This is a genomic window from Streptomyces viridiviolaceus (genome assembly GCF_014650995.1).
In the GTDB taxonomy this organism is placed as follows: domain Bacteria; phylum Actinomycetota; class Actinomycetes; order Streptomycetales; family Streptomycetaceae; genus Streptomyces; species Streptomyces viridiviolaceus.
Window position 1 is genome coordinate 327,179 of sequence record NZ_BMWA01000003.1, and the last position, 15,475, is coordinate 342,653.

At 70.4% G+C, this 15,475-nt stretch carries 17 protein-coding genes and 1 tRNA gene; 13 read left to right on the plus strand and 5 right to left on the minus strand.

The window, feature by feature from the left end; translation table 11 throughout:
• Positions 1–42: 42 nt before the first annotated feature.
• Positions 43–1,137, minus strand: a complete 1,095-nt coding sequence (locus tag IE260_RS05510) for a DUF3344 domain-containing protein (RefSeq protein ID WP_189869320.1) — start codon at positions 1,135–1,137, stop codon at positions 43–45.
• A 315-nt stretch (positions 1,138–1,452) separates the two neighbouring features.
• Between IE260_RS05510 and IE260_RS05515 the strand changes: the two genes are divergently transcribed.
• From IE260_RS05515 to IE260_RS05550, 8 genes are all read left to right on the plus strand, one after another.
• Positions 1,453–2,181 carry a hypothetical protein gene (locus tag IE260_RS05515; RefSeq protein WP_189869321.1) on the plus strand — a complete coding sequence of 243 codons (729 nt, stop codon included), beginning with the start codon at positions 1,453–1,455 and terminating at the stop codon, positions 2,179–2,181.
• 171 nt (positions 2,182–2,352) lie between these two features.
• Positions 2,353–2,610, plus strand: a complete 258-nt coding sequence (locus IE260_RS05520; protein ID WP_189869322.1) for a hypothetical protein — start codon at positions 2,353–2,355, stop codon at positions 2,608–2,610.
• 161 nt (positions 2,611–2,771) lie between these two features.
• Positions 2,772–3,236, plus strand: coding sequence for a tyrosinase family oxidase copper chaperone (locus IE260_RS05525; RefSeq protein WP_189869323.1), 465 nt, complete (start codon positions 2,772–2,774; stop codon positions 3,234–3,236).
• The gene (locus IE260_RS05530) at positions 3,220–4,086 is read left to right on the plus strand and encodes a tyrosinase family protein (RefSeq protein WP_189869324.1); all 867 of its coding nucleotides are present in this window, start codon (positions 3,220–3,222) and stop codon (positions 4,084–4,086) included. The genes IE260_RS05525 and IE260_RS05530 overlap by 17 nt, the downstream gene beginning before the upstream one ends.
• 246 nt (positions 4,087–4,332) lie before the next feature.
• Positions 4,333–4,596 (plus strand): hypothetical protein, encoded by a 264-nt coding sequence (locus IE260_RS05535; protein ID WP_189869325.1) that lies wholly within the window; start codon positions 4,333–4,335, stop codon positions 4,594–4,596.
• Between the two features lie 141 nt (positions 4,597–4,737).
• A complete protein-coding gene (locus IE260_RS05540) occupies positions 4,738–5,016 on the plus strand; it encodes a hypothetical protein (protein ID WP_189869326.1) in 279 nt (92 codons plus the stop codon).
• Positions 5,017–5,169: 153 nt separating this feature from the next.
• The gene (locus IE260_RS05545) at positions 5,170–5,436 is read left to right on the plus strand and encodes a hypothetical protein (RefSeq protein WP_189869327.1); all 267 of its coding nucleotides are present in this window, start codon (positions 5,170–5,172) and stop codon (positions 5,434–5,436) included.
• Between the two features lie 142 nt (positions 5,437–5,578).
• Positions 5,579–5,851, plus strand: a complete 273-nt coding sequence (locus IE260_RS05550) for a hypothetical protein (protein WP_189869328.1) — start codon at positions 5,579–5,581, stop codon at positions 5,849–5,851.
• A gap of 108 nt (positions 5,852–5,959) precedes the next feature.
• Here the strand turns inward: IE260_RS05550 and IE260_RS05555 are convergent, their stop codons facing one another.
• Both IE260_RS05555 and IE260_RS05560 read right to left on the minus strand, forming a co-directional pair.
• On the minus strand, positions 5,960–6,937 hold the full coding sequence (locus tag IE260_RS05555) for an alpha/beta fold hydrolase (RefSeq protein WP_229880429.1): 978 nt from the start codon (positions 6,935–6,937) through the stop codon (positions 5,960–5,962).
• 211 nt (positions 6,938–7,148) lie between these two features.
• A tRNA-Arg gene (locus tag IE260_RS05560) sits at positions 7,149–7,221 on the minus strand.
• A 321-nt stretch (positions 7,222–7,542) separates the two neighbouring features.
• On the opposite strand from IE260_RS05560, the gene IE260_RS05565 reads away from it, so the two are divergent.
• The 4 genes from IE260_RS05565 to IE260_RS05580 all read left to right on the plus strand — a co-directional run bounded on the left by IE260_RS05565 (position 7,543) and on the right by IE260_RS05580 (position 13,477).
• Positions 7,543–9,144 carry a dynamin family protein gene (locus tag IE260_RS05565; protein ID WP_189869330.1) on the plus strand — a complete coding sequence of 534 codons (1,602 nt, stop codon included), beginning with the start codon at positions 7,543–7,545 and terminating at the stop codon, positions 9,142–9,144.
• Between the two features lie 3 nt (positions 9,145–9,147).
• A complete protein-coding gene (locus IE260_RS05570) occupies positions 9,148–11,112 on the plus strand; it encodes a YfjP family GTPase (protein WP_189869331.1) in 1,965 nt (654 codons plus the stop codon).
• 215 nt (positions 11,113–11,327) lie between these two features.
• Positions 11,328–11,795, plus strand: a complete 468-nt coding sequence (locus IE260_RS05575; RefSeq protein WP_189869424.1) for a single-stranded DNA-binding protein — start codon at positions 11,328–11,330, stop codon at positions 11,793–11,795.
• 263 nt (positions 11,796–12,058) lie between these two features.
• Positions 12,059–13,477 carry a Cys-Gln thioester bond-forming surface protein gene (locus IE260_RS05580; protein WP_189869332.1) on the plus strand — a complete coding sequence of 473 codons (1,419 nt, stop codon included), beginning with the start codon at positions 12,059–12,061 and terminating at the stop codon, positions 13,475–13,477.
• Between the two features lie 52 nt (positions 13,478–13,529).
• Here IE260_RS05580 and IE260_RS05585 read toward each other — a convergent pair whose 3' ends face one another.
• Both IE260_RS05585 and IE260_RS43015 read right to left on the minus strand, forming a co-directional pair.
• Positions 13,530–14,009: a hypothetical protein gene (locus tag IE260_RS05585; RefSeq protein WP_189869333.1), complete on the minus strand. Its 480-nt coding sequence runs from the start codon at positions 14,007–14,009 to the stop codon at positions 13,530–13,532.
• A 320-nt stretch (positions 14,010–14,329) separates the two neighbouring features.
• A complete protein-coding gene (locus IE260_RS43015) occupies positions 14,330–14,629 on the minus strand; it encodes a hypothetical protein (RefSeq protein ID WP_373303319.1) in 300 nt (99 codons plus the stop codon).
• 350 nt (positions 14,630–14,979) lie between these two features.
• Between IE260_RS43015 and IE260_RS05595 the strand changes: the two genes are divergently transcribed.
• Positions 14,980–15,201, plus strand: a complete 222-nt coding sequence (locus IE260_RS05595; RefSeq protein ID WP_189869334.1) for a hypothetical protein — start codon at positions 14,980–14,982, stop codon at positions 15,199–15,201.
• The last annotated feature ends 274 nt before the right edge of the window (positions 15,202–15,475 follow it).

Here is a 15,475-nt window from a genome sequence, read left to right on the forward strand (position 1 = left end):
ATTTCCTCGCTCACGAAGACGCTCTGGACGGCAGGGGCGCGTTCACTGCCGGGCGTCGACCGCGGCGAAGAGCACGCCGGCCCACGCCCCGTCCCGCGCGGAAGCGAGCCGGAAGGTCGCCTCGTCACCGGCGTGCGGCAGGCCTCCCGCGAGGTCGAACACGTCGGAGTCGTAGCCGAGGGTGTTGGCGTACGCCGGCACACGCGCCCCGGAACTCGACCCGGGCCCGCTGATGGTGGAGTTCAGGACGTCGTCGCGGGAGTTGCCGGGACCGGTGAGCGGAATGGAACCGGACCTGGATCCGCTGGTCACGGTGAGCGAGTCGCCGCTGTTGCCGCGGTCGCCGTCGTAGGCCACCAGGCCCACGCTGCCTTTTGCGTCCGCGGGGAAGCGGGCGCCACGCAGCCGGAGTTCCGCCGCCTCGGAACGCAGCGGTACGAAGCCGTCCCAGAGCGCGAGGTGCCGCAGCGGCTGCGCGACGTTCTCGTAGGCCACCACCAGCGTCCAGCCGCCCCAGGCCCCGGCCGCCGACCGGCCGGCGGCCACGTTGACCTGCGCCACGGTGTACATGCCCGGACCGCTCTGCTGCACCAGCCCCGTCACGTCCGCCGAGGCCTGGAAGGCGTCCACGTTGTCGGTCACGCGGTGTCCGACGACCGTGTCCGCGAGGATCTCCTTGTACTCACCGCCGGGTTCGGCGACCAGCACCCGCCCGTTGTCCTCGGACGGCTTCTGCTCGCCCACGCGCAGGTTGCCGCCCCAGTACAGGCGCGCGTACGTCACCTGGGAGCCCTCGGGCAGGCGGACCTCCGCGCGGGAGGAGTTGTAGGTGTTCGGGTCACGGTCGACGTCGATGTAGAACATGTCGAAGTCGCCGTTGACCCCGGCGCTGCCCGACTGCACGCCCTCGCACGAGGACTGACTCGGGCGGCAGCTGATGGAGGAGTTGGCCGCGCGCACGATGCCACCGTGCTGGAGTGCGGCGAACCGCTGGGCGAACGCGAGGCTCTCCGCCTCGGGCGCGGGCGCGGCGGCCGCCGCGGCGGCCGCCGGGGATCCGGCGGATGTCCACATCGTGGCGAGGGCGAGGACGCCCACCGTCGCACGGCGGAGCCACTGACCAGGGGAATGGCGCATGACCGTCGGTGCCCTTTCGGAACAGGGGAGTGGTGGCACGCAGCGGCACGCGTGCGGTGCATATGCCTGTCGAGGTGCGTCAGGCGGTTCGCAACTCTAGTCATAAAGCGGGCGAAGTCACCGAAAGTCGGGCATATCAAAGAATGTGTTGGAACCGTGAAGGCCCGTTCGGCGGCCTCGACGTGACGACTCATCAGGTATGCCGGGCCAGCAGGGTGAAAGTAGTACCGCGAACGGCGCCTGATCGCTTGCGGGGTGCGAGGGGTGGATTCACGGTGGGTTTCGACCTCCGACCTCCGTTCGAAAGGAACCCCCATGCGCGCTCTTCCCGCACGGCGCATCGCGCTCGGTGCACTGTGCGCCGTCCTCCTGGCCGGGATCACCGGCCCCACCGCCATGGCGACCGACGCGGCTCGCGAGCACAGCCGTGCGACGTCGCCCGACGCGCTGCTCGTGCAGGTAGGCCACCTCGACACGCGCGAGGGCGACCTCGCCCCGGTCGTCGACCTGCTGAACGCCGTCCTCACGGCGGACAACGGCCAACTACCCCCGGCCGAGGCCCGAAGACTGGGCGAGGCCGCGAAGAAGGCCGTGGACGAGGAGGCCGCGCAGAAGGCCGTGGACGAGGAGGCCGCGCAGGGCCCCGCGAGGGGCGCCGTCAAGGCTCCGGCCGCCACGGCCACGCCGTCGGCATCGGCCGCGCCGTCGGCATCTGCGTCGGCCACCCCCGAGGCCGACCTCGCGGACGACCCGCTGGACACCGTTCAGAAGGCCCTCGACGAGCTGCTGGACCTGCTTCTGCCCGAGGGTGAGGACGCCGACCTGGAGCTTCCCTCGCTCGACGACGTGCTGACCGAGGTGGACGAGCTCCTCGACGCGCTGAACGACAGCGCCTCCCAGACGTCGGTCGTGGTCACTCGGACGACGGCGTCCGACGCGTCCCCGTCACCGTCGGCGTCCGCCGGCACGCTCCCTCTGTTCCCCGGTATCACCGCCCTCACCCCGCTCACCCCGCTGACGGCGGTGCTGCTGCCGGCCTCGTGAGCCTCTCGCGGCACGTCTCCCGCCGGTCCGCCACCGGGGACCGGTAGCCCAGAGTTCTCATATGAGGACTTATCAATCTTCGGTCCCCCGGTTTCCGCTCCGGCCGGGGATCGTTGGGCACGGCGACAGACTGACCTCCGGTGACCTCGCGTCGCCGAAGAAAGGAACACGATGAAGTCCCTGAAGGCTGCCGCCGTCATTGCCGGATCCCTGATCGCCGCCGGCGCCGCCGCCCCCGCGCACGCCCAGGAGACCGAGCTGGCGTCCACCGGCCTCGACACCGGTCTGCGTACCGCGCTCCCCTTCGAGCTGTGGTCGCAGCAGGAGGACACCGACAGCGACGGCCCGCTGCTGCACACGACGAAGGACGCGGCGGCCGCCCTGAACGAGGCCAAGCCGGTGCACGGTGACCTGGGGCTGCACGCCTGAGCCCACGCCGTTCGAAAGTCGGCCCTCGGGAAGACCCGAGGGCCGACTTTTGCGTGCGCCCTGCGCCGGCCGTGGGCTTCACCGTCCTGGCCCCGTGCTGGTGACCGTGCGAGGCGTCCGTCGGTTACGGCTACCGACAACCGCACGGACAAGGAGGAACCATGATCATCAGCAGGCGCGGGGCACCGGTGGGTGCCGGGGGCGGAACACCGGACGCGGCGCCGCCGGGACCGGCGGACAGGACACGGCGGGACCTGGCGCGCGGCCTGCGCGCCTGCGCGCTCGCCGCCCTCGCCCCGGCGCTCGCCGCCTTCCGCCCGGCCCACCCCCGTCCCGGCACGGGCTTCGACGTGACCCATGGCGGCCGTCGCATCCGAGGTGTGCGGACGTCCGGGAGCGGCGCCTTCGAGGACGGCCGGTGGCACGTCACGGTGGACGGCCGGCCCCTGCACCTGATGCGCCGCGCCGACGGCACCTGGCTGAGCATGGTCGACCACTACTGCTCGTACCCGACACCGCTCGAAGCCGCCCGCGCCGCCGTCGACGTTCTCGGCCCCGGCGTGCGGCTGCGCGCCGCACAGGCCGCGGACCGGCACGAGGGAGGCATGCATGACGTACGTGCGTAAGGACGCCGCCACGCTCACGGGGACCGAGAAGCGCCGGTTCGTGAACGCCCTGCTGGAGGTAAAACGGCGGGGCGAGTACGACGAGTTCGTGCGGATGCACATCGCCTACAACGCCGCCGACGGCGAGCGCGGACTGCGCGCCGCGCACATGACCCCGTCCTTCCTGCCCTGGCACCGCCGCCTCCTGCTCGATCTGGAGAACGCCCTGCGCCGGGTGGACTCCTCGGTGACGATCCCGTACTGGGACTGGACCCGGGACCGCACCACCACCTCCGCGCCCTGGACGGCCGACCTCATGGGCGGCAACGGGCGCCGCTCCGACCGCCAGGTGACGACGGGTCCGTTCGCCCATCGGGAGGGCAACTGGCCCATCAGGGTGGGCGTCACCGACGAGGGGTTCCTCACCCGGGACCTCGGCCGTCGCAGCGACCCGATCGACCTGCCCACGAAGAGCGACCTGGACTGGGCGCTGAAGGACCCCGCCTACGACGTGTCGCCGTGGGACTCGACGGTCGCGCGAGGTTTCCGCAACAAGCTGGAGGGCTGGGGCCCGGGCCGGGGCAGAGCCTCCTGGCGCAACCACAACCGGGTGCACCGCTGGGTCGGCGGGGCCATGCTCGGCGCCGCGGCCGTCAACGACCCCGTCTTCTGGCTGCACCACGCCTTCGTCGACCTGCAGTGGCACCGCTGGCAGCGCCGGCACCGCCGGGCCGCCTACCTTCCCGCCGCACCGCCGGCCCGCGACGACGCCCAGCACGGCCGGGTCGTGGCACGCCACGAGAAGCTCCCACCGTGGGACGTGACACCGGGCGAGCTGGAGGACGTGGGCCGGATCTACCGGTACGCGTGAGCTGACGCGGGTCCATGGAAGAGCCCCGGAGATCGGGGACGCCGGGGCTCTCGGAGCGGTGCGACCGACGTCAGCGAGTGCGTTCCGCCGTCCGATGCAGGCACGGCAGGGGCCTGACCTGCATCTTCACGAAAAAGTTACCCATACCGGCGTTTCAGCTGTCGAAAGCCGCATGTCTCCCTTACGTTTGCCACTGTCAGTGACCGACCCACTACGGGTTGTGTCAACTCGAGAAACGGAGAGGTAATGCGCAAGCACCAGAAGGCCGCTGTCGTCATGGCCATGCTCGGCAGTGTCAGCTTCCTCGGCGCCGGTGTCAGCCACGCCGGTGACGACCCGAAGTTCGAGCTGAACAACAAGCAGGCCACGACCTGTGCGCAGGACAACTCGACGCAGGGTCTCGTCAACATCGACGACGTCAACGTTGCGGTCGGCGCCCTCCTGGGCCTCGGCAACGTCGAGAACAGCGACACCCAGGCCGTGTCCTGCTCCTCGAACTTCGGCGGCTGATCACCGCCTGGTGATCTGGGTGGGTCCCGGGGCTCGGTTCATCTGTCCGAGCCCCGGGCCTGCCCGGTCGTCGGCCGGTCCAGGTGTTGGGAACGACTCCGCCGGTCAGCGGCGCGGGGTCGACCGTTAAGGAAAAGGTAGATGTTCAAGTCGAAGAAGTTCGCAGCGGTGGCGGGGGTCGTGGGGGGCTTTGCCCTGATCGGCGCCGGCGCCGTCCAGGCCGTCGGTGCCGAGGGGCATGGCGCCTGTGGCAAGGACAGCAAGGGCAATGTCCGCTGCGTGCAGGTGAGGGAGTACCAGCTCCCGGCCGACAACCGCGGAAAGGTTCGCATCGACAACGACTCGAAGCTGGCCTGCTCCGGTTCGGGTGGCGAGGTCGCCTGCGTGAACGGCGCCGTCGTCCGCGGCGAGAAGTCCTGACCTCTCCGCCGGGCAAGCGCAGAAACTCCCTTTTTCCATAGATTCGCCCTGTTCGGCGTTTCAGCTAACAACTGCCGCATATGTCGCCCTACATTTGGCGACTGTAAGCGACCGGTTCATCACGAACCGTGTCAACACGAGAATGGAGAGGTAATGCGCAAGTACCAGAAGGCCGCTGTCGTCATGGCCATGCTCGGTAGCGTCGGTTTCCTCGGTGCCGGTGTCAGCCACGCCGGTGACGGTCCGTCGGCGAAGCTGAACAACAACCAGACCACCAACTGCTCGCAGGACAACTCGAGGCAGGGTCTCATCAACATCGACGACGTCAACGTTGCGGTCGGCCTCCTGGGTCTCGGCAACATCGAGAACGACGACACGCAGGCCGTGACCTGCTCCTCGAACTTCGGGCTGGGCGGCTGATCACCGCCAGATGTTCTGGGCAGGTCCCGGAGTTCGGTCCATGTGACCGAGTTCCGGGCCTGCCCGGTTCGTTGGCCGGTCCAGGTGTTCGGAACGACTCCGCCACTCAGTGGTGCGGGGTCGACCGTTAAGGAAAAGGTAGATGTTCAAGTCGAAGAAGTTCGCAGCGGCGGCGGGAGTCCTGGGGAGCTTTGCTCTGATCGGCGCCGCTGCCGTCCAGGCCGTCGCTGCCGAGAATCCCGGCAACTGCGCCGAGGACCGCGCCGGCAACGTCCGCTGCGTGCAGAAGAGTGATTCCGAGATCACGACCGAGTACGGAAAGGTTCGCTTCGTCAACGACTCGGAGCTGACCTGTTCCGGTTCGGGCGAGGTCTCGTGCAAGAGCAGCGCCGTCGTCGGCGGCAAAAAGCCCTGACCTCGGCCGAGGCGCCGTTGTTCACGTCGGCGGCCCGAGCGAGATCACCCGTGCAGCGGAGAGTGGCCGGGACCCGGTACCGGGTCCCGGCCACTCGTCGTACGTCTGTCATCGGCGGTGCGTCGCGCAGGCCAGCAGACCCGCGTCCAGCGACTCCACGGCGTTGCAGTACGGCAGGTCGTCGATGGGGCGGTCGGTGCAGAACCGGCCGATCAGGTCCGAGGACTCCTGCCTGCGCTCGACGGTGACCAGATGGTCCGCCTCCTTGACGGTGGTGAACAGTGCCGAGGGCATCGTCTCGGCCAGCTCGCGGCCCATCTGAGGGGTGCACAGACTGTCGTACTCCCCCGTGAAGACCAGTGAGGGAACGTCGGGGACGGGCAGAGGCTCGTAACACCCGTGCATCATCAGCCTCGTGTTGTGCTCGACGGCCTTCTTGATCTCGTCCGGCGTCTGGTTCACGAACTGCTGCTGGAGCAGGCGTGCCACGGCCGCGTGCTTGCGGACCTTGCCGGCGCCCGGGTTCGACATGAACAACTGCACCAGTCCGTCCGCGGCCGCTTCGATCTCGCCGCGTCCGAGCGCGTGCGACAGGCGCGGTACCGCGTCGGTGTAGATGTCGGGGAGACGTTTCGCCGCACCGCAGAAGACGATGCGCCTGACGAATTCAGGATGGAGCTGTGCGAAGCGGAGGCCGACGACTTCCCCGAAGCAGCCGCCGAAGAGATTCACTTGCGGCATCCCGCTCTCCACCAGCATGTGCTTGATCGCGGCGGCGAGGAAGTCGATGCCGTATCGGGCGGGCAGGAAGTCGGAGGTGCCGTAACCGGGAAGGTCCACGGTGATCAACGTGCACAGCGGTGACAGCCACCTCTCGTGTCCCTGCCAGGAGTATCTGTTCTGGGAAGAGCCGCCGAGCAGCACCAACGGTGCCGTCTGGGGCGCGTCCTGATGGACGATCCGGCACGTGTACGCGAAGCCCTCGAAAACGAGGCTTCGTTCTTCCACCTGCTTCGGTGCGGGAGGAACAGACCCGTAACGCTGTGTGCTCGGTGAGTCCTGGGCGGCGGTGAGGGAGGTGCGCATGGACGGCTCCGCGACGAATGGAACAACGGCGAACCAGTCCATGATTTACCAGCCGCACCACCAATTGGGCGTAACCACTCATTTGTGGGCGATCCTGTGAAGACGCGTACGAACCGGACAGTCGCGGTGTGGTCCGGTGCTCGGCGTGAGAGGGCGGTGTCGCGGAGTGAGAGGGCATGCGCGGTCCCGGAAGCGGTGACCGCGATGTGGGCGCCCCCGGCAGGACTCGAACCTGCGGCCAAGCGCTTAGAAGGCGCCTGCTCTATCCACTGAGCTACGGGGGCCTGGTGTGGTGGCCTCGGTCGTGGTGGCCGGCCAGGGGCCGATCCGTGACGTCGCCGGAGACAAGGATAGGGCTCCCGGCTCCTCGTCCCTGTTGCTTCGCCTCCGTGGCTCGATGTGGAGGTTCGGTGAAGCGGTCCTGATAATCGCAGGCAGGTACGAATCGTGCATCGCTTTTGGCGTCTTCCGCATCGGGTGTTGTGCACTCGTTATGCCTGGACCGCGCTCCTGCCCCACTAGTCCCTTCTGCCCCTTCTGTCTGGTCGGCGCGCAGACATGCTCATATGCTTCAGAATTGCCCTAAAAGCGGGCATTCTTCCCATGTGGTGACCTTGCACGTACGGCCTCAGCTGCTCGACGCACTCTCCGCGCTGCGCGACCGTGTCGCGGCCGCACGCTTCCCGCTGCCCCTGGCGGGGGCTCCACGCGCGCGTGCCAACCGCGACGAACTGCTCGCACAGCTCGACGACTACTTGGTGCCCCGGCTGAGAGAGCCCGATGCGCCCCTGCTGGCCGTCGTGGGGGGCTCCACGGGCGCCGGGAAGTCCACGCTGGTGAACTCGCTCGTGGGGCGCCGGGTCAGCGAGGCGGGCGTACTGCGGCCCACGACCCGGACGCCGGTGCTGGTCTGTCATCCGGAAGACCAGCACTGGTTCAGCGGTGCGCGGGTGCTGCCCGGCTTCACGCGCGTGTGGGTGCCACCCGAGGACCCGCGCGACGACATGCTCGTGCCGGCCGAGGTCCCCGGGCGCGTGCTGCGTATCGAGACCGCCGACACCCTGCCGCCCGGCCTCGCCCTGCTCGACGCTCCGGACATCGACTCCCTCGTCGCCGACAACCGCGTCCTGGCCGCCGAGCTGCTCTGTGCCGCCGACATCTGGGTGATGGTCACCACGGCCGCCCGGTACGCCGACGCCGTGCCCTGGCACCTGCTGCGCACCGCCAAGGAGTACGACGCCACCCTGGTCACCGTGCTCGACCGGGTGCCCCACCAGGTGGTGTCCGAGGTGTCCCGGCAGTACGGGGCGCTGCTCACCAAGGCCGGGCTCGGCGACGTCCCCCGCTTCACCGTGCCCGAGCTGCCCGAGTCGGCCTGGGGCGGCGGCCTGCTGCCCGGCACCGCGGTGGCGGCGCTGCGGACCTGGCTCGTCCACCAGGCGCAGGACCCCGGGGCCCGGCACCAGGCCATGGCACGTACGGCCTACGGTCTGCTGAACTCCCTCAAGTGCCGGTTGCCCGAGCTGGCCGGTGCCGCCGCCGCGCAGTACTCCGCCGCTCTGCGGCTCACCGCCGCCGTCGACGGCGCGTACGACAACGAGCACACGCGCGTGCAGAGGCGCTTGCGGGCGGGAGCCGTGCTCGCCGGGGACGCCCTGAAGCGGTGGCGGGCCTTCCCGCTCGACTGCTCCCCGGCGGAACTCCTCGACTCCCTGGTGGAGAGCCTGACCGCGCTGCTGCTGTGCGCCGTCACCGCCGCGGACGAGCAGGTCGACGAGGCGTGGCGGCACGACCCGGCGGCGGGCGCCCCGGAGCTCGCGGGGCACGGCCCCTCGGCGCGCAACGCCGAGCACCGCATCGGCCTTGCGGTACGGCGGTGGCGGCGGGAACTGGAGGAGTACGCCGAGGACGAGGTGCGCCACCGGAGCACGTCGCCGGACCCCGAGATGGTCGCTGCCCTGGTCGCGACCGCACTGCTGGGCGGGCGCCGGGCGAGCACCGCCGGGGAGGGTCTCGCCGAGCGGATCGGTGTCCAGGGCGCGCTGCGGCTGCGCGACTGGAGCGGGCGGCTGCTCACCGAGTACGTGGACCGGGTCATGCACGCGGAACGTGAGCGCCGGCTCGCGCCGCTGGATGCGCTGGAAGTCCATCCCGAACCCCAGGCCGAACTCATCGCCGCGCTGTCCGTACTGCAGAAGGAGAGGTGACCGGTGACCGCCGTCACTGAACAGGACCCCACCGAGCACACCGACCACACGGTGAAGCCGGCCTCCGAGGAGGGCGCGGCCCCGCGCACCGACCTCACGAGCCTCATGGAGCGCATGGAGCGCCTTGATCGCACGGAGCGTACGGACAGCAGGGAGCGTACGGAGCGTACGGACTGCGGGGGCCGTTCCGAGCGGGCGGACCGTACGGAGCGGGCGGGCGAGGGGCCCTGCGGACTCGACGGGACCGCCGACCCCGGCACCGAGGAGGACATCTGGGACGACGGGCTGATCGCGCGGCGCGTGAACGAGAACGACGGTCCGCCGCAGTTCACGCCCGTGGAGCGCAGACCCGCCGTCGGGCCGCCCTTCATGCCCCTGGCGTACGACGGACCGCTCAGGTCGCGGCTCGACGCCCTGCGCGAGTTGGTGGGGCTCTCCCGCGCCCGGCTGGACAGCGGCACGCTCGCCGAGGCCGGACGGGTCCTCGACGAGGCCTCCGCGCGCCGCAGGCTCTCCGGGCAGCACACCGTCGTCGCCATCGCGGGCGCGACGGGAAGCGGCAAGTCCCAGCTGTTCAACACGCTCGCCGGGGTGACGATCTCCGAGACGGGCGTGCGCCGCCCCACCACCGCGGCGCCCATCGCGTGCAGCTGGAGCGACGGCGCGGCCACCCTGCTGGACCGGCTCGGCATCCCGGGCCGGCTGCGGCGGCGCCCCATCCAGTACCCGGACACCGAGTCGCCGCTGCGCGGACTGGTGCTGGTCGACCTGCCCGACCACGACTCCGCGGCCGTACAGCACCGCGAGCAGGTGGACCGCATCCTGGCGCTCGTCGACGCCGTCATCTGGGTGGTGGACCCGGAGAAGTACGCCGACGCCGTCCTGCACGAGCGCTACCTGCGGCCGATGGCGGGCCACGCGGAGATCACCTTCGTCGTCCTCAACCAGGTCGACCGGCTGCCCGGGGAGGCGGCCGAGCAGGTCCTCGACGACCTGCGGCGACTGCTCGACGAGGACGGGGTCGCACTGGGGGAGTACGGCGAACCCGGCGCGACCGTGCTCGCGCTGTCGGCGCTCACCGGGGACGGCGTCGGCGAGCTGCGGGAGGTGCTCGGCCAGTTCGTCGCCGCACGACAGGCCCCGGCGCGCCGGATCGCGGCCGACGTGGACGTCGCCGCACGGCACCTGCGGCCCGTGTACGTCACCGGGGGGCGCACCGGGCTCAGCGAGGGGGCCCGGGAGGAGTTCGCGGACCGGCTCGCGGACGCGGTCGGCGCCACCGCGGCGGGCGAGGCCGCCGAGCGCGCCTGGCTGCGCAACGCCAACCGGGCCTGCGGCACGCCCTGGCTGCGGCTGTGGCGTTGGTACCACGACCGACGGGAACCGACCACCGGGCGGCTCCCGCTGCGCGCCCCGGCCGACGAGGAGGCCACCGCACGCCAACGCGTCGAGCAGGCGGTGCGCACGGTGTCCGACCGTGCCTCGGCCGGGCTGCCGGCGCCCTGGGCCCAGGCGGTGCGCGAGGCCGCCGTCCGCGGCTCCCAGGGGCTGCCCGAGGCCCTCGACGAACTGGTCACGCGCGCGGGGCTGCCGCCGGGGCGTCCGCCGCGGCCGGGGTGGTGGCCGGTGGCCGTGCTGGCCCAGGCGTGCATGACGCTGCTGCAGGTGGTGGGCGGCCTGTGGCTGCTGGGCCAGATCATCGGGTTCATGTCGCCCAACCTGGGCGTGCCGGTGCTGCTGATGCTGTCCGGCATCATCGGCGGCCCCGTCATCGAGTGGAGCTGCCGTATGGCGGCCCGCGGACCGGCCCGGCGCTACGGCCACGAGGCGGAACGCCGATTGCGGGAGGCGGCGGCCGGGTGCGGCCGGGCCCGGGTACTGGATCCGTTGGCGTCCGAGTTGCTGCGGTACCGGGAGGTGCGGGAGCAGTACGGGAAGGTCACGGGGGCGGAGGCCATGGTGAGGTAGGGATCCGGGGCCTCACCCATGTGGGTGGGGGAGTTCTCCACAGGCCGGGGGTGGTCCACAGCGCTCGACGGGCCCGGACCGAACGGAGGCAGTCTGGCCTCGCGGCGATCGCGACGGATGCGGTCGTCACGGCAGACGCAGCCGTACGGGACGGGCCCGTACGCGTCATCCGCCCGGCGTCGGCATCGACGTCCGGGCAGGCAAGGGGGTTCATGATGAACGAGACGATGATCTGCGCCGTGGGCAACGTGGCGACGACGCCGGTGTTCCGGGAACTGGCCAACGGCCCGTCGGTGCGGTTCCGGCTCGCGGTCACCGCCCGCTACTGGGACCGCGAGAAGAGCGCCTGGACGGACGGGCACACCAACTTCTTCACGGTCTGGGCCAACCGGCAGCTCGCCACGAATGTGTCGGGGTCGCTGACGGTGGGCGAACCCGTGATCGTCCAGGGCCGTCTGAAGGTGCGGACCGACGTGCGCGAGGGGCAGAGCTGGACGTCGGCGGACATCGACGCGGTGGCGATCGGCCACGACCTCGCGCGCGGCACATCGGCGTTCCGCCGCACCAACAGGCCCGAGACGGCGGCCACTCCAGCGCAACCGGAGCCCAACTGGGAGACGCCGGCCGAGGAGTCGGCGGAGAAGGCCGCCGAACAACGCCCGGTAGCGGCGGCGGTGGCCTGACGCCGACGGCCCGGCGGACCGGACCGAAGTACGGCTCATCGGCGCATGCGCACCCGGCGGCACCGGGTGGATTTGTCGATAAGCCCTGCTCGTGGGCGCTGTCGGCGATAACGATTCCGAGTCGGATCACCGCTCGGGCGAACATCACCGGCAAGCGCGGTCTGCCACGTCCTTAGGATGCCCAACATGCCCTGCGGGGCTGCTGATTCTGCAGGTGGGACCGTGCCCCACACACCAACGGGTCCTGCTCGAAAGGGAATTTGGTGCTTTCTTCATTCTCTGCGCTGTCCGTGCCCGGCCGAGGGGCGGCGCGTCTCGCCGCCGTGACACTGGTGTCCGCGTTCGCCGCCACCGGTGTGGTGGCGGGCGCCGGCCCGGCCGCCGCCGAGGGGACGGCGCAGGGCGGCCAGGGCGGGGCGACGGCCACCATGGGCGGACTGAAGACGTACGGCACCGCGGTGATGCACGGGGAGGGCGGCGACCAGGAGGTCCCGGCCGGCCTGTTCGAGATGTCCGTCGAGGGCGGCGGCATGCTGCAGACGTACTGCGTCGACATCCAGAACCCCACCCTCAAGGACGCCAAGTACCACGAGACGCCCTGGAGCGGGACCTCGCTGGGCACCAACGACGAAGCCGGCCGGATCCGCTGGATCCTGCAGAACTCCTACCCGCAGGTCAACGACCTCGCGGCGCTCGCCAAGAAGGCCGGAGTCCGTGGCGGGCTCACCGAGCAGGACGCGGCGGCCGGCACGCAGGTGGCCATCTGGCGGTACTCGGACGACGCGGACGTCGAGGCGGTCGACCCCCAGGCCGAGCGGCTCGCGGACTACCTGGAGAGGAACGCCCGCGACCTGGCGGAGCCCGCGGCGTCGCTCACCGTGGACCCGCCGGCGGTCTCGGGCCGGCCCGGTGAGCGCCTCGGCCCGGTGACCGTGCACACCGGCGCGGGCAGCGCCTCGGTCGTGCCGCCGACGGACGCCGCCTTGAGCGGAGTGCGGATCGTCGACAGGAAGGGCAGGGCCGTCACGTCCGCGGCCGACGGCACCCAGGTCTTCTTCGACGTGCCGGACGACGCCGCGGCCGGCACCGCCGAGCTGACCGTCCAGGCGTCGACCACCGTGCCGGTCGGCCGTGCCTTCGCCTCCGAGAACCGCAGCCAGACCCAGATCCTGGCCGGCTCCAGCGAGTCGACGGTCGCGGCCACGGCCACCGCGACCTGGGCGGACCAGGGCGCGATACCCGCCCTGTCCGCGGTGGAGAACTGCGCCGAGAACGGCCTGGACATCACGGCGGTCAACAAGGGCGACGAGGCGTTCACCTTCGAGCTGATGGGCACCGAGCACACCATCGCGGCAGGCGAGTCCCGGACGGTGACGATCCCGTTGCAGGAGGACCGGTCCTACGACTTCGTGATCCAGGGCTTGGCCGGTTTCGAGCAGCGCTTCACCGGCGTCCTCGACTGCCGGACGCAGAGCAGCGCGGCCGGCGACCTCACCACCCAGACGCTTGGTGAACCGAGCCGCCCCGCCACGGCGGGCGGCACCGCGACCGACACCAACCTCGCCGAAACCGGCAGCTCCGACGTCACCCCCATGATCGCCGGCCTGGCCCTCGCCCTGATCACCATCGGCGGCGTGACACTGACCGTCGTGCGCCGGAAGAACTCTTCGGAGCACCCCTGACCCGAAGACCTACGGCTCCGCTTCGCGGCCGGGCGCTCCGAGGCGCGCCATGTCAACGGTTGGCGTCCACGCAACGCTGGATGCGCTTTCTGAGCAGGGTGTACCAGGGATACGTGAGCAAGGCTCCCAGCATGCCCCCGACCAGCCCGCCGCCCAATCGATGGTCGAGCCAGTCGGCCGTGCCGCCGACGAGCGCCAGAACCAGCGCCAGCAGACAGAGCGAGGCGAACCAGAGCGGATACCACCGTATGGGGCTGCCCCGCCGGATACAGCCGTCTATCAAGGCGCGACAACTCTCTGCGCGCTGTACGGCCAGCGCCGCCAGCCGTGGATCCGAGACCGCACGACCGCGCAGGGTGGCGCGGTACAGCTCCCACCGGTCCCGCCAGGGCAAGGCCTTCGCGGTCCGGCACCACTCCGTCCACCCTCTCTCGATCATCATCCGGTGGTTGATGATCGTCCAGAGCGCGAGGAACGCGACCAGAAGGGCGAGCGTGACACAGAAGAGGGGTATCGCCAACGAATCGGACATGGGAATTTCTCGCCTCGTGAAATCGGAAATCTTCGGTGAGGCGAGAACCTCCGACGACCGTCCACCGCGTAGCGCTCCACCGGCCTCGCCTCGGCAATCAGCGTGCCTGGCGCCGGGAAGACGGGCTTGTCCCGAAAAGTCGCTCCTTGACGGCGAGACCCCCGTGCGGTAGGGAGAGGGCGCCCCTTGCGTAGTCCGCAGGCCGTGCGGTCAGGAAACCGCAGCAGACCCGCCGGGCCGGATGGGTTTCCGCCCAGGACGGGCAGGGACGGCGCCCGGGCGGCGGATGCTTGGCGGTATCGAGGCCGCCTGGGAGCCGGTCAACGGCGCTTGGTGTCGGCGTTGACGAGCGGGCGGATCACCAGGGCGCAGACGGCGACCGAGGCGCCGGTGATGGCGACCGCCAGGAGCATGGAGACCAGGACGGCGCCGACGACCAGGACCACGGCCGTGCCGCCGCCGACGAGAGCGAGCACGGTGCCGGGGATGAGCTGCACGGTGGGGCGGGACGGCGCCGGTGCCGTTGAGCACCGCATGCAGCCGCACCACAAGCGCACCAGATCGAGCCGGGAGCAGCGGGAAACCACGGTGAAAGCGGCCTGGTCCGGAGCCATCACCATCCGGTCATTCGCCCAGGTGAGCGCACCGATCAGCTCCGAGTGACCGCAGCTTCCCAAGCAGAGGTCCAGGAAGCTGTTGACTAGCCCGGGCCGGCCGTCGCGGCTTGCTCTGGTCGGCAACGCGAGCCGGTGGCATGGCTGGGGCGCCATCGTGGCTGATTGTCGTCGGCTGAGATTGGTGTCACAACCGCACCATGCAGGGGTCAGCCACGGTCAGTGAAGAAACCTACGGTCCATTTTCGCCTCACCAGGTCTCGGAACCCCAGGTCAGTGGCATGAAGCGGTTGTTCCCGTCCAAATCTGTGCCGACGGCCACAGCGAACGGGATGCACGTAGGCGCATACTGAGACATGACCAAGCCTGCTGCGCCGAAGCGTCATTTGCCTACCAGCCCCTTCAAGGCCCCGGTCACACCGGCTCCCAAACACTTCGCCGTGGGCGACCAGGTCACACACGACATGTACGGCCTCGGCCGAGTAATCGGCATCGAGGACGGAGTCGCGGCGCTCGTGGATTTCGGCCCGGCGCAAATGCGGATCTTGAGCCCCTACGCCAAGATGACCAAGCTGTAGGACCGCTGTGCCCGGTCACGGCACACCAGGCCCCTTCAGGGACCTGTAACGAAAGAGAGTCCTCTCATCGATCTGACGTCGCTGTTCTCCGCCCCGGAAGGGCAACCCCGCTGCTCCACTGCAGCACCGCCGCCTCCGACGACCAACCCTTTCCAGGCCCCTGACTTCGGGCGAGACGAGACCTTGCCGCTGGGGGACGCACAGAAGCCCGCCTCGGGCGTACGTGCGGCGCGACCCAAGGCAGCTCGGCTCCACGAATGACGGTGGCTCCGGC